At 69.7% G+C, this 16,372-nt stretch carries 17 protein-coding genes; 13 read left to right on the forward strand and 4 right to left on the reverse strand.

The genetic code is table 11. The features are described from left to right. Positions 1-28 precede the first annotated feature (28 nt). From ACS5PM_RS17220 to nhaR, 3 genes are read right to left on the reverse strand one after another with little or no spacing between them, the layout of a single operon-like run. Positions 29-2,299 (reverse strand): helicase-related protein, encoded by a 2,271-nt coding sequence (locus tag ACS5PM_RS17220; RefSeq protein WP_439388886.1) that lies wholly within the window; start codon positions 2,297-2,299, stop codon positions 29-31. A 45-nt stretch (positions 2,300-2,344) separates the two neighbouring features. Continuing rightward, positions 2,345-3,403, reverse strand: coding sequence for a mechanosensitive ion channel family protein (locus ACS5PM_RS17225; protein WP_439388887.1), 1,059 nt, complete (start codon positions 3,401-3,403; stop codon positions 2,345-2,347). A gap of 43 nt (positions 3,404-3,446) precedes the next feature. Continuing rightward, a complete protein-coding gene (gene nhaR / locus ACS5PM_RS17230) occupies positions 3,447-4,346 on the reverse strand; it encodes a transcriptional activator NhaR (RefSeq protein WP_439388888.1) in 900 nt (299 codons plus the stop codon). Between the two features lie 104 nt (positions 4,347-4,450). On the opposite strand from nhaR, the gene ACS5PM_RS17235 reads away from it, so the two are divergent. From ACS5PM_RS17235 to ACS5PM_RS17245, 3 genes are all read left to right on the forward strand, one after another. Continuing rightward, positions 4,451-5,209 carry a TerC family protein gene (locus tag ACS5PM_RS17235; RefSeq protein ID WP_439388889.1) on the forward strand — a complete coding sequence of 253 codons (759 nt, stop codon included), beginning with the start codon at positions 4,451-4,453 and terminating at the stop codon, positions 5,207-5,209. Between the two features lie 115 nt (positions 5,210-5,324). Continuing rightward, complete coding sequence (locus ACS5PM_RS17240) at positions 5,325-6,023, forward strand: Bax inhibitor-1/YccA family protein (protein WP_439388890.1); 699 nt, start codon at positions 5,325-5,327, stop codon at positions 6,021-6,023. Between the two features lie 5 nt (positions 6,024-6,028). Further along, positions 6,029-6,301 (forward strand): hypothetical protein, encoded by a 273-nt coding sequence (locus ACS5PM_RS17245; protein ID WP_439388891.1) that lies wholly within the window; start codon positions 6,029-6,031, stop codon positions 6,299-6,301. Between the two features lie 39 nt (positions 6,302-6,340). Here the strand turns inward: ACS5PM_RS17245 and ACS5PM_RS17250 are convergent, their stop codons facing one another. Beyond that, on the reverse strand, positions 6,341-7,807 hold the full coding sequence (locus ACS5PM_RS17250; protein WP_439388892.1) for a DUF4139 domain-containing protein: 1,467 nt from the start codon (positions 7,805-7,807) through the stop codon (positions 6,341-6,343). A gap of 119 nt (positions 7,808-7,926) precedes the next feature. On the opposite strand from ACS5PM_RS17250, the gene ACS5PM_RS17255 reads away from it, so the two are divergent. From ACS5PM_RS17255 to ACS5PM_RS17300, 10 genes are all read left to right on the forward strand, one after another. Further along, a complete protein-coding gene (locus ACS5PM_RS17255) occupies positions 7,927-8,178 on the forward strand; it encodes a hypothetical protein (RefSeq protein WP_439388893.1) in 252 nt (83 codons plus the stop codon). A gap of 161 nt (positions 8,179-8,339) precedes the next feature. Next, positions 8,340-9,083, forward strand: coding sequence for an energy transducer TonB (locus tag ACS5PM_RS17260; RefSeq protein ID WP_439388894.1), 744 nt, complete (start codon positions 8,340-8,342; stop codon positions 9,081-9,083). Next, positions 9,080-9,823, forward strand: a complete 744-nt coding sequence (locus tag ACS5PM_RS17265) for a MotA/TolQ/ExbB proton channel family protein (protein ID WP_439388895.1) — start codon at positions 9,080-9,082, stop codon at positions 9,821-9,823. Before ACS5PM_RS17260 ends, ACS5PM_RS17265 begins: the two co-directional genes overlap by 4 nt. Before the next feature lie 16 nt (positions 9,824-9,839). Beyond that, positions 9,840-10,259, forward strand: a complete 420-nt coding sequence (locus tag ACS5PM_RS17270; protein WP_439388896.1) for an ExbD/TolR family protein — start codon at positions 9,840-9,842, stop codon at positions 10,257-10,259. Positions 10,260-10,338: 79 nt separating this feature from the next. After that, positions 10,339-12,558: a TonB-dependent receptor gene (locus ACS5PM_RS17275; protein ID WP_439388897.1), complete on the forward strand. Its 2,220-nt coding sequence runs from the start codon at positions 10,339-10,341 to the stop codon at positions 12,556-12,558. A 21-nt stretch (positions 12,559-12,579) separates the two neighbouring features. Next, entirely contained in the window at positions 12,580-13,260 is a 681-nt protein-coding gene (locus ACS5PM_RS17280) for a Fe2+-dependent dioxygenase (protein ID WP_439388898.1), read from the forward strand. Continuing rightward, positions 13,257-13,937 carry a PepSY-associated TM helix domain-containing protein gene (locus ACS5PM_RS17285; protein WP_439388899.1) on the forward strand — a complete coding sequence of 227 codons (681 nt, stop codon included), beginning with the start codon at positions 13,257-13,259 and terminating at the stop codon, positions 13,935-13,937. Before ACS5PM_RS17280 ends, ACS5PM_RS17285 begins: the two co-directional genes overlap by 4 nt. 17 nt (positions 13,938-13,954) lie before the next feature. Then, positions 13,955-14,506 carry a DUF2271 domain-containing protein gene (locus ACS5PM_RS17290; protein ID WP_439388900.1) on the forward strand — a complete coding sequence of 184 codons (552 nt, stop codon included), beginning with the start codon at positions 13,955-13,957 and terminating at the stop codon, positions 14,504-14,506. Positions 14,507-14,523: 17 nt separating this feature from the next. Continuing rightward, the gene (locus tag ACS5PM_RS17295) at positions 14,524-15,345 is read left to right on the forward strand and encodes a DUF4198 domain-containing protein (RefSeq protein ID WP_439388901.1); all 822 of its coding nucleotides are present in this window, start codon (positions 14,524-14,526) and stop codon (positions 15,343-15,345) included. Continuing rightward, complete coding sequence (locus tag ACS5PM_RS17300) at positions 15,342-16,367, forward strand: FAD:protein FMN transferase (protein WP_439388902.1); 1,026 nt, start codon at positions 15,342-15,344, stop codon at positions 16,365-16,367. Before ACS5PM_RS17295 ends, ACS5PM_RS17300 begins: the two co-directional genes overlap by 4 nt. Positions 16,368-16,372: the final 5 nt, after the last annotated feature.

Genomic DNA, 16,372 nt, shown 5'->3' on the forward strand with positions numbered 1-16,372 from the left:
GCGTACTCGTCGGGCCGGGGGCCCCAATTCACCTGGCGAACTGACGCCGCGCTCGGCGTTGCGCGAGCGGCCGCTTGCCCTTGAGCTGGCGTTCGATGCCTTCGTTCAGCTCCGCGCGCAGTGCCAGCACCTCGTCCAGGCGGCCGTAGACGCCGGGAAAGCGCAGGTCCAGCCACAGCCATAGCGAGCAGGCCTTGAGCGCCTGCTCCATCGCATCCAGCCGGCTGTGGCTGCTCACCTGGCCGAGGAACCACGGTGCGCCCACCCGGCCGGTGTCGGCGTGCTGCCAGGCCCAGTCCAGGAACTCCTGCAGCGACTCTTCGTTGCGGGTGTCCGCGGGGGCCTGGGCATAGACGAAACGCTCGCGCAACGTGAGGCTGCCGGCGTGGCGATCCAGGCCTTCGGCCAGCTCGAGCATCGCGTCCAGTTCGGCGACGGCGAAGTGCTGGTCGTCGAGCTTCAGCCGGTCGACGAACACGCCCAGCACCTCGCGCAGCTTCGTCTTGCCCAGGCGTGACGAGATGGTCTGCACATGCCAGGTGTTGGGAGCGACGGGTGCCTTGAAATCACGCGGCGCGCGCGGCGGCTTGACGAGCAGTTCCTTCAGCAGCCGCGCCGCGCCCGGCTCGGCCTCGCTCAGCACCCCCACGAAACCTTCCTCGTGGATGCCGTAGCGGCCCGCGCGGCCAGCGATCTGGTGGACCTCCGATTCGTTCAGCGGGCGGTCCGCGACGCCGTCGAACTTGCTCATGGTGCTGAACAGCACCCGCTGGATCGGCAGGTTCAGGCCCATGCCGATGGCATCCGTCGCGACGAGCACGTGCGACTGGCCGCTGGCGAAGCGCTCGGCCTCGTTGCGGCGCACCTCGGGCGGCAGCGCGCCGTAGACCACCGAGACCGGATGGCCGGCGGCGGAGATCTGGTCGCGCAGCATCAGCACGTCGCGCCGGCTGAAGGCAACGACTGCATCGCCCTTCTTCACGCCCTCGACGGGCACGGCGTGCGTCAGCCGCTCGACATGCTGCTTGCGCTCGAAGCGCCTGATGTGGCAAGCCTCGCCGCACAGGCCCAGCAGGCGCTCGATCGCCGCCACTGCATACGACGAGCAGATGATGATCACCTCGCGCGCCGGCACGGCCACGATGGCCTGGGTCCAGGCCCATCCGCGCGACGAGTCGAAGATCATCTGCGCCTCGTCGATCACCGCCACGTCGATGATCGTATTGGTGCCGACCATCTCGATGGTGCTGGAGACCACGCGCGCATCGGGCGCCGGCACGTTCTCCTCGCCGGTCAGCAGCGAGCAGGGCACGCCGCGCGCCACCAGCCGGTCGCGGCCCTCGAGCGCCAGCAGGCGCAGGGGCGCGAGGTAGGCGCCGTCCAGGGCCTGCGCCAGGCGCTCGAAGGCGGCGTGGGTCTTGCCGCTGTTGGGCGGCCCGACGTAGAGGGTGACCTGGCGCTGCAGCCGGCGCGCCTTCTCGAAGGTGTCCGGGTAGCCGCCGAAGGCGAGCTCATTGTTCAGGCTGGCCAGGGTGTCGAGCTCGCTGACCTGGTGTTCCCAGCGGTCCTGGGCCCGATCGGCGGCGGTTTTCAGCAGCGGCAGTGCGGCGGGATCGTCCCGCAGCGGCTGGTGTGCGGCCATCTCGGCCTGCAGCCGGGGCAGCAGGGACTCCAGGTGGGTCGGGTTGAGCTGGCGGCTGCGCTCGATGAGTGATTCGAAGTGCGCGATCAGCTCGGCGGCCTGGGGATAGGGCTGCGGTGCGCCGAGCGCGGCATGCAGGGCCGGCTCGTCGCCGCTGCGGTAGAAGGCCCAGGCCACTTCAGGGTCGACCGGGACCCGGAACAGCACAGGCACGCGCCAGCCAGTGCTGGGGACCGGCAGCGGATGCCGCACGAGCCGGCTCCACTGGCCGGCCCGGCGCGACACCGCGGCGGCTTCGAGCGCCGTGCTGCGCTCGAGCATCAGGCTGCGGGCGTCGGCGTTGAGGTCGACGGCTTCCAGATGGGCCAGGGCCGCATCGAACAGCGCCGGGTCGATCCAGCGGCTCGGGCGCTGGCCGGCCGCGGCCTTGTTCACCATCACGAAGCCGAGGCGATCCATCTGCTCGTCGGAGCCGGGTTCGTCGGGGCCGTTGGCGTAATCGGCCGGCTTGACGACCTGGGGCAGCGCGTAGGCAGCGTGCCGGATGCGGTTGAACTGGGCCTGGCCGATGTGCGGCGGCAGGCGGCTCACATGGCGAGGATCGGGCAGCGAGGGAGGGCCGGCTGGGCGCGCTGGAGTGCGGGAATGCTTTTGCATGGGGGCCGTCAGGGTAACCGCTTCGGGCCCCGCCCCAGTGAAAGATCATCCCGCGGGTCGCTCGGCCGTCGGTGCCGTCCATTCGGCGCGCAGGCGGGGCAGGGCGCCGGGGTGGCGGCGCCGCAGCAGGTCGATCAGACCCTCGCGCACCTCGCAGCGCAGGTCGAAGTTGGCCCCCGAGTCACTGGAGCTGACCAGCACACGCAGCTGCATCGCCTTGTCGTTCGCGTCCGTCACCTGCACCAGGCACACGCGGCGGTCCCAGTTCGCCGAAGCCTCGCACAGGCGGCGCGCCTCGGCCCGCAGCTCGTCCAGCGGCACGCCGAAATCGACCCAGAGGAAGACGGTGCCGAGCAGGTCGGCGGTGGTGCGCGTCCAGTTCTGGAACGGGTGCTCGCTGAACCAGCCCAGCGGGATGATCAGCCGGTCGTCCCAGATGCGCAGCACCACGTAGGTGGCGGTGATCTCCTCCACCCGGCCCCATTCGCCTTCGACGATGAGGACGTCGTCGATGCGGATCGGCTGCGCCAAGGCGATCTGCAGACCGGCCAGGAGGTTGCCGAACACCGATTTGGCGGCCAGGCCGACCACCAGGCCCGCCACGCCCGCCGAGGCCAGCAGGCTGGCGCCGAACTGCCGCGCCCGCGGGAACGACATCAACATGAAGGCCACCCCCGCCACGAGCACAGCGCCGCTGACGATGCGCGACAGCACCTTGGTCTGGGTGTGCACCCTTCGCGCCGTCAGGTTGTTGGCGACCGTGTCGGGATGCCGGGCAAGCACGCCGTCGGCGACGCCCCGCACCCCGGCCATGCCCAGCGCCGTCAGGGCGCCGATCAGCAGCAAGCCGTTGGCATGCTGGACGAGGCTGGCGCCGGCCAGGCCGTCGGGCAGGCCCTCCCACAGCAATTGCAAGGCGGCCAGGGGCAGGGCCCACTGCAGGGGGCGATCGCAGCGATGCACCATGCCCACCAGCACGGCAGACCAGCTCGCCATGCGGCGCACCACCGGCCGAAACAATCGGTGTGCGATCAGCGAGGCGGCGATCAGGCCCAGGGCGAGGACGATCCAGTGGCCCCACGGGTCGAGGTCTTTCAGGCTCATCCGACAGGGGCGGCAATCAGCGCGCCGGCCGGGCGCGGCCCGCTCAGCTTCCCAGCAGCTGGGCCCCCGCCTGCGCGGTGACCGCGGCCACGCAAGGATGGGGCGAGCGGCGGTCCACGGTCACGGCGTAGAACTCCTCGACCAGCTCGTCTGTTCGGCCCACCACGCGCACCCCATATTGCGCCGAGGTCTCGGACTCGAGCACCGTGGGCGTCATGAACACGCCGCGGCCCTCGCCGCCGAAGGCCTTCATCAGCGCTGCGTCGTCGAACTCGCCTATCACCCGCGGCCGGATCCGGCGCGCGGCGAACCAGAAGTCCGCCCGCTGGCGCATGGCCGAAGAGCGCCCCTGGAGCAACATCGGGGCGCCGTTCAGGCAGCCCGGGAACTCGCCCTCCAGGCCGCGCTTGAGCGCCGGCGAGGCGAAGAAGCTCATCGCCGTCGATCCCAGCAACTGACTGTGGCCCTTGACGCTGACCTGCCGGCTCATGGGTTCATCGGCGATCACCAGGTCCAGCCGGTGCACGGCGAGTTGGCCCAGCAGGTCGGCGAAGCGCCCCTCGTGGCAGATCAGGCGCACATATTCGGCAACGCCCAGCGCGGGCTCCAGCAGGCGGTAGGCGACGGCCTTGGGGACGGAATCGGCCAGTCCGACGTGGAAGTCCAGCGACTGCTCGCTGCCTTGCACACCCTTGCCCACGCGAGATTCGAGTTCGGCGCCGAGGGCGAAGATCTGGTCGGCATATTCCAGCGCCAGCCGACCTTCCTCCGTCAGTTCGAGTCCCCGGCCGGCCTTGCGGAACAGCGCGCATCCCAGCCGGTCTTCCAGCAGCTTGATCTGGCCCGACAAGGTCTGCGGCGAGATGTGCAACTGCTCCCCGGCACGCACGATGCCCCCGGCCTTGGCGGCCGCCCAGAAGTAGTGCAGGTGCTTGAAGTTCATGAACGCTTCGGTTTTTTCGCATCATGGCGGCGCGAAGTTCGACTTTACGCTCAAGATGGCGCTGCCTACAGTGCTGCCTTTCCGACCTTCAGCCCACGCCCGCCATGGATGCCCTGCTCGACCCCAACCTCTGGATCGCCTTCTTCATGCTCACCGGTCTCGAGATCGTGCTGGGCATCGACAACATCATCTTCCTGTCCATCCTGGTCGGCCGCCTGCCGCAGGAGCAGCGCGACAAGGCCCGCCGCCTGGGCCTGGGCTTCGCGATGCTGACGCGGGTGCTGCTGCTGCTGTCGCTGAGCTGGGTCATGGGACTGACGGCGGAGCTGTTCAGCGTGGCCGGCCAGGGCATCAGCGGGCGTGACCTGGTGCTGCTGTTCGGCGGCCTGTTCCTGCTGTGGAAGGCCTCGCGCGAGATCTTCATCGAGGTGGAAGCCCGCGACGAGCATTCGCCCGACGAGACGGCCAAGCCTTCCGAATCGGCCCGCCGAGGTCTGTTCTGGGGCGTGATCGGCCAGATCGCCATCATCGACATCGTCTTTTCGCTCGATTCCGTGATCACGGCCGTCGGCATGGTCGACCAGATCGGCGTGATGATCGCCGCGGTGCTGGCGGCGGTGGGCGTGATGATGTTCGCGGCCAAGCCGATCGGCGAGTTCGTCGACAAGCATCCTTCGATCAAGGTGCTGGCCCTGGCCTTCCTGGTGATGGTCGGCATGGCGCTCACCGCCGAGGCCTTCGACAAGCACGTGCCCAAGGGCTACATCTACGTCGCGATGGCCTTCTCGCTGGCGGTCGAGGTGCTCAACATCCGCGCCCGCACCAAGCGGCTGGCCCAGGCCGCCGCGGAGAGTGCTGCTTGATGCGGTTTTACCGAAGACAGGCTACGAGAGATACGACTTTTCTCGGAGCGTTGAAGAGCCTACATTCAAGCTTCGGCCCGGCTCTTCCCGATACGGGCCCTCGAAAGGAATCGACATGAACCTCCAATCCGTCTCCTCAGAACGCCTGCACGGCGGCGGCTACGCGCCGGTGGCGCAGCGCAACCGCGTGCTGCGCAACACCTACGCGCTTCTCGCTCTGTCCATGGTGCCTACGGTGCTGGGCGCCTGGATCGGCGTCGCAAGCGGGTTCGCGCAGGCCATGACCCCGGGCATCGGCCTGATGGTCTTCCTGGCCGGCGCGTTCGGCTTCATGTTCGCGATCGAGAAGACGAAGAACTCGGCGGCCGGCGTGCCGGTGCTGCTGGGCTTCACCTTCTTCATGGGCCTGATGCTGGCACGCCTGATCGGTGCCGTGCTGGGCCTGGGCAACGGCGCGGCGCTGATCATGACGGCCTTCGCCGGCACGGGCGTGATCTTCCTGGGCATGGCCACGCTGTCCTCGGTCATCAAGCGCGACCTGAGCGCGATGGGCAAGTGGCTCTTCATCGGCGCCGTGATGCTGCTGGTGGCAGGCATCGCCAACTTCTTCATCCAGTCCAGCGCCCTGATGGTCACGCTGTCGGTGGTCGCCATCGGCATCTTCTCGGCCTTCATCCTGCACGACCTGAAGCGCGTGCAGGACGGCTACGAGACCAACTACATCACCGCCACGCTGGGCGTGTACCTGAGCATCTACAACGTGTTCCAGTCGCTGCTGGCGCTGCTGGGCATCTTCGGCGGTCAGGACGAGTGATGCGGATGCCCATGCTGCAGAGCTTCATCGTCGGCGCCGGGCGCGTGCTTCGCACGCTGTTCGGGCTGGCCTTGATGGCCGGCGCGCTGGCGATCGGCCTGTTGGTCGCCACGGCCGTGCTGGCGAGGCTGGCCTGGCGACGTTCCCGGGGGGGCGCCGCGCCCACGGCCTTCGGGCGGCGCCCGCCGGGCCCCGCGGGCGAGGTGATCGACGCCGAAGTGCGGGAGGTCGGCGTGCGCGAGGTGCGCTACACGGCCTCGAACCGACCCGTTGCCTGAGGGCGGCCTCCCCGACCGCGGGGAGGCCACCCATCAGGATCAGTACCTCACGAGCACCCGGTACTTCAGCGTGGTGCTGCCCTCGGCAGGCACCTTGAGCCGCCATTCGGCGGTGCCGGCCGCCACCTTCTTGTGCGGCTGGTTCTCTTCCAGCATCTGCCAGTCGCCCGGGACGGGTTCGCGCACCGTGACCGTCACCGCCTCCGCCTTGGCATTGCGCAGCACGATCTCGTAGGCGCTCTCCATGACGTAGCTCGCCTTGTTGGCCGGCTCGCGGCGGCGGAAGTCGGTCTGCTTCTTGTCGGCGGTCACGTCGAAGGCCTCGCCCAGGCGCAGGCGCACGGTCTCGTTCTTCGCGGTGTGATCAATGCGGTCCTCGCCAACGAATTGCGCGTTGCCGGCGCTGTCGCGCTTGTAGACGCGCACGACACCCTTGGGCAGTGGCATGCCCAGGTGCGATGTCTCCTTGTTGGCGAACTCCACGTAGACGCCGGCCTTGAGCTTCTGCCCGATGTCGCCCACGCTGGAGCGGTAGTAGTAGTCGGCGCCCTGGACTAGCAGCTCCTTGCTCACCGGCACGCCCGTCGCGCCCAGCAGAGCGACCTGCTTGGTCTGGTTGTCGGCCAGCGTGGTCGGCCGGTTCAGGGTGTAGAGGTGGTACTCGAACAGCGCCTCCTGCGACATCGGCTCCGCCGGGGCGGCCGCCGCCAGCGCCATGCGGGCTTCGCCCTTGGCACGGACCATCTCGTCGCGCACCCGGTTCACGTCACCGGCCACCAGCTGCAGCTTGGCGTTGGCATAGGCGGTGCCGCTGCGGTTGGTCAATGTCACCCAGCCGTTCAGGTCCAGGCCGGAGTCGTCGGCATTCAGCTCGGCCACGTAGTCGGCCTTCCAGGCCAGGCCGCCGGTGAGGTAGGACAGCTCCAGGTCCTGTGGGCCGGCTCGGCGGTTCACCAGGTCGGTGACCAGGGTGGGGCGGTCGCGCAGGTTGCTCGGCACGCCGTCGAAGACGATGCGCCCGGGGACGCCGGTCTCGATGCGGTCGCCGATCTTCAGCACCACGCCTTCCTGGGCCGACAGCACTTCCGCGGTCTCCACGGTTTCGGCGCCGGTGGTGGGGTGCGTCTTGACGATGCGCACCGTGCGTCCGACGTACTTCTCCAGCAGCTTGGCCGGCGTCAGCAGGTCGAAGTCGAAGTTCTGCTCCAGCAAAGTGAGCGAGCCTGGCGCGGTGAGGCTGCGCAGTTGCGCCGTCTCGGGGCGCATGCGCGCACTCACGTCGCGCAAGGCCAGTCGATTGGCACCTTCTTCCAGGGCGACCTTGCGCGCGTCCTTCACCAGCGCCAGGTCCTCGTTGTAGATGGTGATCGCGACAGACTGCTGGTCGCCCAGCGTGCTGCGGCGCTCGGTCGCGGGGGTGGTGCTGGTCATCTGGGCATGGGAGGCCGCCGAAGCAGCCATGGCAAGGGTGGACAGGGCCAGGATAAGGCGCCGATTCGAGCGCATGCGGATTCCTTTGTCGTGAGGGTCGCCCCACAACGGAGCGGAACAGGCCGCCGACGACCTGGACGGAGGGATGGCCGAGCCGGGCTTCTGGCTCAAACCTTGCTTGCAACCCCGGCAAGATGGACAAGTTTGCCGATTCCCTCCAGCGTCTTGCCGATCCCGGCCATTCGACCACCGGATCCGGCTTTCACTACGAGCTGCGATTCGATTCGCTGTACGAAATGGGCCGGGCCTTCCGGTTCCCGTGCGACGCCATCGGGCGCGTCGCCCTTGACGCCTTGTCCGCGCGCCAGCGCCAGAGCCTGGAGCGGGTGATGGACTTGGTCGGCCGCGACTACGCGGCGCCACAGCTGGTCACCCTGGCCGGCTGAAAGCAGCGAATCCTTGATGTTGCGCAACAGCGGCGCGAGGATCTGATTGCAAACGAGAATGCTTCTCAATAAAATCTAGCGCAACAGCCAGCTATCGCCAGCCAACACCCTAAGTCCAGGCCGCTTTCGTGCGGCCTGCTTGTTTGCTGCGCGAGAAGCCCTTGGAATCACCTGCCGACCGATCGAGCGTGCGCCCCGCCGGCACGGCGTGGACAGCCCGCATGGCGAGTGGCTCGTCGTCGACGCCCCTGCCCCCCTGGGCCCAGCGCGGGCTGATTGCCGGCGTCTGCGCGGCCCATCTGGGCGCCGCCTGGGGCCTGATGCAGATCGCCTCGGTGCGCGAGGCCGTGGCGGAGGTGGCGCCGCTGGTCGTCGATTTCGTGGCCGCGGACGCGCCGCCGGCGCCGCTCCCACCACCTCCGCCTCCACCGCGGGTGGTGCCGCGCCCGCCGCCGCCCGCGCCCGCCCCGGTCATCGCTGCTGCGCCGAGGGCTGAGCCCGCGCCCGCCGCCATGGCGGTTCCTCCCCCGCCGGCCGAGCCCGCGCCGCCCCCTGCGGCCGTGGAACCCGCGGCGCCGCCGGCTCCCCCCGCACCATCGGTCATAGCAGCTCCGCGCACCATCCCTTCCACCGCGGTGGCCTACCTCGAGCCGCCGGCGCCCGTCTATCCGCTGGCCTCGCGCCGGCTGCGAGAGCAGGGTGAGGTGCTGCTGAAGGTCGAGATCGGCGCCGACGGCCACGCGCGCCAGGTGCTGGTCTCGCGCTCGTCCGGCTCGCCGCGGCTGGACAACGCCGCGCTCACGGCGGTGCGCGCTGCCCGATTCAAGCCCTACACAGAGAACGGCCAGGCGCTCGTCGTCTGGACCACGGTGCCCATTCAATTCGAACTGGAAAACAAGTCATGAACGAACCCGGCTCGCTAGGCGTCGCCCACTTCCTGGGGCAAAGCGATGCGGTAGGCAAGGCGCTGCTCGCCATCCTGCTGCTGATGTCCGTCATCTCCTGGGTGCTGATCGCCAAGAAGGGCCTGACGCAGTACGTCCGCGAGCGCCGCTCGAAGTCCTTCCTCGCCTTCTTCTGGAACGCCACCTCGCTGTACGAGGTGCAGGGCGAGATCAACACGCACGGCGTGCACGAGCCCTTCGCGCACCTGAGCGCACACGCCATGCACGCCAAGGCGCACCACGCCAAGTACGGAGCCGCGCGCCTGTCCGAAGCCGGCAGCGAGCAGGAGTTCCTCACCCGCACCATCAAGAAGGTGCTGGACGAGGAGACCATGCAACTCGAGAGCGGCCTCACGTTGCTGGCCACCATCGGCGCCACCGCGCCCTTCGTCGGCCTGTTCGGCACCGTCTGGGGCGTCTACCACGCGCTGGTCGCCATCGGCATGAGCGGCGCCGGCACGCTGGACAAGGTGGCCGGCCCGGTAGGCGAGGCGCTGATCATGACGGGCCTGGGCCTGGCGGTCGCGATCCCCGCGGTGATGGCCTACAACTGGCTCGCGCGCAGCAACCGCGTGCTGACGTCGCAGCTCGATGCCTTCGCGTTCGAACTGCTTTCCTTCCTGACGCTAGGCCAGACGCTGCGCGGCAACACCGAGCCGGCAGCCAACGTGCACAGCCTGCCGGCGCGCGCCGGCGCCTGAGCGAAGCGAGCACACCATGGCCTTCGCCAGCTTCGACACGCGGCGCGCTGCCACGCCGATGAACGAGATCAACATGGTCCCGCTCATCGACGTGATGCTGGTGCTGCTGGTGATCTTCATCGTCACCGCTCCGCTGCTCACGCACTCCGTCAAGCTCGACCTGCCGCAGGTCAGCTCGCAGCCCAACGAGCTCAAGCCGCAGAAGATCGAGTTCGCGATCGATGCCGCCGGCCAGCGCTACTGGAACGGCGAGCCGGTGAGCCGGGCCGACGCAGCCCAGCGCTTCGGGGCCGCGGCGCAGCAGTCGCCCCTGCCCGAGCTGCACCTTCGTGCCGACCAGTCGGTGGCCTACCGCGCCGTGGCCGAGACCCTCGCCGATGCCTCGCGTGCCGGCTTGCACCACATCGGCTTCGTGAGCCAGCCCGAGTCGCCCTGACGTTTTCCAGCTTTCACCACCATTGCCCGCCAGCCGCTCGCCCGCCCGGCCCACCTGAGTCCCGAGAGAGAAGACTGCCTTGAACAACGACAAGTTCCTTCGCCCCGCCGCGGCCGCCATGCCCTTGAGCCTCAGGGCCGCCACGCTGGCCCTGGTTTTCGGCAGCGGCGCCCATGCGCAGACCGCGCCGGCAAGCCCGCCCGCCGAGCAGACGCTTCCGGCGGTCAAGGCCACCGCCACCGTCGAGCGTGACAACAGCCAGGCCAGCACTGGCGGCAAGTTCGAGACCCCGCTGCGGGACGTGCCGCAGTCCATCACGGTGCTGGACCGCAAGATGCTCGATTCGCAGGCGGCCGCCTCGTTGAAGGACGCCCTGCGCAACGTTCCCGGCATCACGCTGGGCGCCGGCGAGGGCGGCGTGATCGGCGACAACATCAACCTGCGCGGCTTCTCGGCCCGTACCGACGTCTATCTCGATGGCATGCGAGACCGCGGCCAGTACACCCGCGATGTCTTCGCGCTGGAGGCGGTGGAAGTGCTCAAGGGGCCGTCGTCGATGTTGTTCGGCCGCGGCTCCACCGGCGGCGTGATCAACCAGATCAGCAAGAAGCCCGACCTGCGCGACCGCGGCGAAGTGGGCCTGACGGTCGGCACCGACGACTACTACCGCACGACGGCCGACCTGAACCGGCAGCTGTCCGACAGCTCCGCCTTCCGCGTGGCGGCCTTTGGCCAGTCGGTGCAGTCGACGCGCGACGTGACGAAGAACGACGACTACGGCGTGGCGCCGTCGGTGCGCTTCGGCATCGGCACGCCGACCGAGGTGACGCTGCAGGCGCTGCTGCAGCGCAACCGCGACATCCCCGACTACGGCTTCCCCTTCGTCACCACGGCCGGCACGGGCACCGTTCGCATGCCCGTCGACGCACCGGCCCACAACTACTACGGCTATACCGACGACAAGTTCAACCAGGACGTGAACGTGCTGTCGGCCACCGTGCAGCACCAATGGAGCGCCGCCACCATCATTCGCGGCCGGGTGCTGGCGAGCAGCAACCGCACCGACGCCCGCGCCAACCCGCTGGGCACCGTGGTGCGCGCCGATGGCGGCGTGCCCACGCGATCGGACGACCTGGATGACTTGAGCGCGCCACGCTCGACCCGCGAACGCCGGATCAAGGACGAATCGCTCATCGGCCAGCTCGACGTGACGAGCAAGCAGACGCTGGGCGGCATGGCGCACCAGCTGACCGCCGGCATCGAGCTGGCCCGCGAGCGCAGCCGCGACGACCGCTACGCCTGGAACACGCCCGCGGCCGACACCTTCATCAACCTCGGCACGCCGGCCTACCGCGACATCACCGGCGAGCACGCCCTGTCGCGCACGACGAAGACGACCGCTGACACGATGGCGGCCTATCTCAACGACCAGGTCGATCTCACGCCGCATTGGAAGCTCGTTGCGGGTCTGCGCGGCGAGCGCTTCAAGGTGCACTCCGACCTGACCAAGTACGTGCTGCCCGACGGCTTCCCGGCCGACACGACGGAAGCGGCGGTGCCCAAGTCCGAGACGATGTGGAGCCCGCGTGCCGGCCTGCTGTGGCAGCCCAGCGCCCTGCAGACCTATTACGTTTCGTACGGCACCTCGTTCAACCCGTCGGCCGAGACGGTGACGCAGAGCGCGAGCACCGCCGCGCTGGACGCCGAGAAGAACCACTCCTACGAGATCGGCACCAAGCTCGACCTGATGGAGGGCGAGCTGACGGTGACGGGCGCGCTCTTCCGCGTCGAGAAGACCAACCCGCGCACCCAGGACGCCACGGGCACGCAGGTGACCGAAGGCCTCGTCCGCGTCGACGGGCTGGAGCTCGGCGCCACCGGCCGCCTGAACCCGCAGTGGGAGATCTTCGCTGGCTATACCTTCATGGACGGCAGGATCGTCGAATCGCCGCAGGTCGGCAGCGGCACCGACGCGGGCATCGTGGCCCAGGGCAAGACGGCGCCCAACACCCCCCGTCACAACGCGACGGTGTGGACCACCTGGCGGTTTGCGCCGCAGTGGGAGCTGGGCGGCGGCATGCAATACGCGAGCGAGCGCTGGCTGAACAACTTCGAGACCGCGAAGGTCGATGGCTACACCCGCTGGGACGCGACCGTGGCCTACCTGCAGAAATCGTGGGAAGTGCGGCTGAACCTGCAGAACCTCGGCGACGCGACGTACTTCGAAGCCAGCAGCGCCGGCCGCGCCACGCCCGTGCGCGGCCGCACGGCGCTGATCAGCGGCACGGTCCGCTTCTGACGAACCGGCAGGCGGATTGCGATGATCGTGCACATCCCTGGCGTGCTGAACGCCACGCAAGTCGAGTCGGCGCGATCCGCGCTGCTCGCGGCCGAGTGGGTCGACGGCCTGGCCACGGCCGGCCACCAGGGCGCGGCGGTCAAGCGCAACCGCCAGCTCGCCGAAGGTTCGCCGTTGGCGCGCGAGCTGGGCGACATGGTCCTGGCCGCGCTGGAGCGACACCCGCTGTTCATCAGCGCGGCCCTGCCGGACCAGGTCTACCCGCCAATGTTCAATCGCTACGAAGGCGGCGAGACCTTCGGCACGCACGTGGACAACGCGGTGCGCCTGCTGCCGGGCAGCGGCCGCAAGCTGCGCACCGACATCTCGGCCACGCTCTTCCTTGCGCAGCCCGACTCCTACGACGGTGGTGAGCTGCTGGTCGAGGACACCTACGGCGCGCATGCCGTCAAGCTGCCGGCGGGCGACCTGGTGCTGTACCCGTCGACGAGCCTGCACCGGGTCGAGCCGGTGACCCGCGGCGTGCGCCTGGCCTCGTTCATGTGGGTGCAAAGCCTCGTGGCGGACGTCGGCGAGCGCGCCCTGTTGTTCGACCTGGACACGGCCATCCAGCGCCTGACCCAGACCGGTGCCGACGAGGCGGCGCGCGTGCAGCTCACCGGCTGCTACCACAACCTCCTGCGCCGATGGGTGCGCCCATGAGCGAATCCGCCGCCGTGAGCGCGCGCTTGGCCGATGACGCCGCCCGCCGCTCGCAGTCCCGCGCCCGCTGGCTCAAGGCCATCCTGCCCTGGCACTGGATCAGTTCGGCGCTGACGCTGGCCGGGCTGCTGGCCTTCGCGCTCACCGGCATCACGCTCAACCATGCCGGGGCCATCGAGGCCAGGCCGGTCGTGCGCAGCGGCGAACTGCAGCTGACGGTGGCCCAGCGTTCCGTGCTCGATCGGGCCGCGCCTCGCGCCGAAGGCACGACGACGCGTGCGCCGCTGCCTGCGTCGCTGGCTGATGGCTGGCGTGCTGAGCTCGCGCTGTCCTGGCCCGACGGAGCGATCGCCGAATGGAGCGCCGAAGAGATCTACCTGGCGCTGCCGCGCCCCGGCGGCGACGCCTGGCTGCGCATAGACCGACGCAGCGGCCTGCTGGAGTGGGAGGACAGCGACCGCGGCTCCATCGCCTGGCTCAACGACCTGCACAAGGGCCGGCACACCGGGGCCCTGTGGAGCGCCTTCATCGACATCTTCGCCGCGGCCTGCGTGATGGCGGCCGTCACCGGCCTGCTGCTGCTGGCCCTGCATGCCCGCCGGCGGCCCAGCACCTGGCCGCTGGTGGCGGCGGGGCTGGTGCTGCCGGCGCTGCTCGCCGTCTGGGCGGCGCATTGATCAGCGAATCCTTCCTCATGACCACTTCCCTCATGGCTTCTCCGATGCTCATTCGCACCGCGGCCTCGCTAGGCGCTGCTGCCGTCGCGGCCGCCTCACCGGCCGCCCAGGCCGCCGAGCTGGCCCTGAAGATCGACATTCCGCGGCTGAACGTCGCGGAGTACCACGTGCCCTATGTCGCGATGTGGCTGCAGCGCGCCGGCGACCAGGGCTTTGCCGGCCACCTGGGCGTCTGGTACGACCTGAAGAAGAAGGACAACGGCGGCGCCAAGTGGCTGCGCGACCTGCGCCAGTGGTGGCGCCAGGCTGGCCGCGATGCACAGCTGCCGATCGACGGCGTGACGGGCGCCACCCGCGCGCCGGGCGAGCACGTGCTGCAGCTCGGCGGCTCGCGTGTGCTGTCGAGCCTGCCGGCCGGCGACTACGAGATCGTGGTCGAGGCCGCACGAGAAGGAGGCGGCCGAGAGGTGCTGCGCCTGCCCCTGCAATGGCCGCTCAAGTCGGCCGCCGTCGCCAAGGCGCAAGGCGAGCACGAGCTCGGCGCCGTGAGCCTGCAGGCCAAGCCGTGAACCCAGGGAGAACGTCCATGAACCGCCTGCTTCTCGATCGCCGCCTGCTGCCAGCCCTGGTCATGGCCACGGCCTCGGCGGCCGCACAGGCCCACCACCCGTGGCTGCTGCCCAACGCCACCCTGCTCGACGGCAAGGACAACGTGGTGGCCATCGACGCCGCTGCGTCGGAGGACCTGTTCGAGTTCGACGCCCGCGGCCTGCCGCTGGAGGGGCTGACCGTCACAGGACCCGACGGCCGTGCGGTCGCACCGTCGGCAGTCAACACCAGCTCGCGCCATCGCAGCAGCTTCGAGCTGACGCTGGACCAGCCCGGCACTTATCGAATCGCCAACCTGAGCGACAGCGTCATGGTCAGCTACCGCCAGGGCGGCGAGGTCAAGCGCTTCCGCGGCACGCGCGAGGCCTGGGAGAAGGCCCGACCGGCCGATGCGAGCGAAGTGAAAGTGACCCGCCTGGCCAGCCGCGTCGAGACCTTCGTCGCCCGCCAGCGCGCCAGCGACCGGCCCTTCGCTTCCACCAATACCGGCCTGGAGCTCATCCCGCTCGATTCGCCGGTGGACCTGAGCGACGGCGACCGGACCCGGTTCAAGTTGCTGCTGGAAGGCAAGCCGCTCGCCGATGCCGCCGTCAGCCTGCTGCCCGGCGGCAATCGCTACCGCTACAAGATGGGCGAGCAGAACTTGCGCACCGACGCGCAGGGCCAGTTCACCGTCGCCTGGCAGCTGCCGGGGCGCTACTGGCTCGGCGTGTCGCACGCCACGCCCGGCGCGACGCCCGAAGCGCCGCCGGAGCAGCGCCTGAGCTACTCCGCCACCTTCGAGGTTCGCCCCCGGTGACCGGCGTGGCCATCGCGGCCGGCCGGCCCATCGTGCTGCTGCCGCCCGCGATGCCCTTGATGACGCCGCCGCGGCAGTCTGTGCTGCACCGGTTGTCCGGCCACAGCATGGGCACGAACTGGCAGCTGGTGCTGGTGGCGCCGCCGTCGCTGGTGGTGCCTGACGTCGCCACGCGCGTGCAGGGTGTGCTCGACGAGCTGGAGCGCCAGATGAGCCACTGGCGCGAGGACTCGGAGCTGACGCGCTTCAACCGCTTGCCTCCGGGTGGCTGGCTCGCGCTGTCGCCGGACTTCGATGCAGTGATGCGGCTGGCGCACGAGATCGCGCAATCCAGCGCGGGTGCGTTCGACCCGGCCTTGGGGGACGCGGTCGAGCGCTGGGGCTTCGGGCCGGCGGGTCGCTACGACAGCCCCGGCTTCAAGCCTGACGAGCGCCCGTCCGTCGCCGGTGCGTGGCGTCGCTTGCAGCATGACGGCTCGGGCCAGTGGCAGCAGCCCGGCGACTGCCGCCTTGATCTCTCGGCCATCGCCAAGGGGCATGCCGTTGACGCGGTGGTGGCGGCGCTGCGCGCGGAAGGACACCACCACCTCCTGTTCGAACTCGGCGGCGAGTTGCGCGGCGAGGGCCTGAAGCCCGACGGCCAGCCGTGGTGGGTCGCGCTGGAGCGTCCCCCCGCCGCCGGTACGCTGCCGCCGTTGCGGGTGGCCCTGACAGGACAAGCGGTGGCCACCTCGGGCGACTACCGCCAGGGCTACCTCGATGGCGATGGCCGGTGGCTCTCGCACACCCTGGACCCGCGCACCGGCCGGCCGGTCGCTCATGGCCTGGCGTCGGTCAGCGTGCTGGACCCGTGCTGCGCGCGCGCCGACGCACTGGCGACGGCGCTGTTCGTGATGGGACTTGAGGAGGGCCGGCGCTGGGCCGAGCGTCACGGCGTCGCCGCGTGGTTCGCCCTTCGCGACGGTGCGAGCTGGCGCGAATCAGCCAGCCCTGCCTTGGCCGACTGGATGGACGAGGGCTGATCGAG

Source organism: Ideonella flava (assembly GCF_051857595.1).
In the GTDB taxonomy this organism is placed as follows: domain Bacteria; phylum Pseudomonadota; class Gammaproteobacteria; order Burkholderiales; family Burkholderiaceae_C; genus Ideonella.

Excerpts from the sequence above, each read along its gene's own strand:
- ACS5PM_RS17225 (WP_439388887.1), bottom strand. The coding sequence starts at position 3,403 with ATGAGCCTGAAAGACCTCGACCCGTGGGGCCACTGGATCGTCCTCGCC.
- ACS5PM_RS17235 (WP_439388889.1), top strand. The coding sequence starts at position 4,451 with ATGGATGCCCTGCTCGACCCCAACCTCTGGATCGCCTTCTTCATGCTC.
- ACS5PM_RS17290 (WP_439388900.1), top strand. The coding sequence starts at position 13,955 with ATGACCACTTCCCTCATGGCTTCTCCGATGCTCATTCGCACCGCGGCC.
- ACS5PM_RS17295 (WP_439388901.1), top strand. The coding sequence starts at position 14,524 with ATGAACCGCCTGCTTCTCGATCGCCGCCTGCTGCCAGCCCTGGTCATG.
- ACS5PM_RS17270 (WP_439388896.1), top strand. The coding sequence starts at position 9,840 with ATGGCCTTCGCCAGCTTCGACACGCGGCGCGCTGCCACGCCGATGAAC.
- ACS5PM_RS17245 (WP_439388891.1), top strand. The coding sequence starts at position 6,029 with ATGCCCATGCTGCAGAGCTTCATCGTCGGCGCCGGGCGCGTGCTTCGC.
- ACS5PM_RS17220 (WP_439388886.1), bottom strand. The coding sequence starts at position 2,299 with ATGCAAAAGCATTCCCGCACTCCAGCGCGCCCAGCCGGCCCTCCCTCG.
- ACS5PM_RS17285 (WP_439388899.1), top strand. The coding sequence starts at position 13,257 with ATGAGCGAATCCGCCGCCGTGAGCGCGCGCTTGGCCGATGACGCCGCC.
- ACS5PM_RS17255 (WP_439388893.1), top strand. The coding sequence starts at position 7,927 with ATGGACAAGTTTGCCGATTCCCTCCAGCGTCTTGCCGATCCCGGCCAT.
- nhaR (WP_439388888.1), bottom strand. The coding sequence starts at position 4,346 with ATGAACTTCAAGCACCTGCACTACTTCTGGGCGGCCGCCAAGGCCGGG.
- ACS5PM_RS17265 (WP_439388895.1), top strand. The coding sequence starts at position 9,080 with ATGAACGAACCCGGCTCGCTAGGCGTCGCCCACTTCCTGGGGCAAAGC.
- ACS5PM_RS17280 (WP_439388898.1), top strand. The coding sequence starts at position 12,580 with ATGATCGTGCACATCCCTGGCGTGCTGAACGCCACGCAAGTCGAGTCG.
- ACS5PM_RS17250 (WP_439388892.1), bottom strand. The coding sequence starts at position 7,807 with ATGCGCTCGAATCGGCGCCTTATCCTGGCCCTGTCCACCCTTGCCATG.
- ACS5PM_RS17240 (WP_439388890.1), top strand. The coding sequence starts at position 5,325 with ATGAACCTCCAATCCGTCTCCTCAGAACGCCTGCACGGCGGCGGCTAC.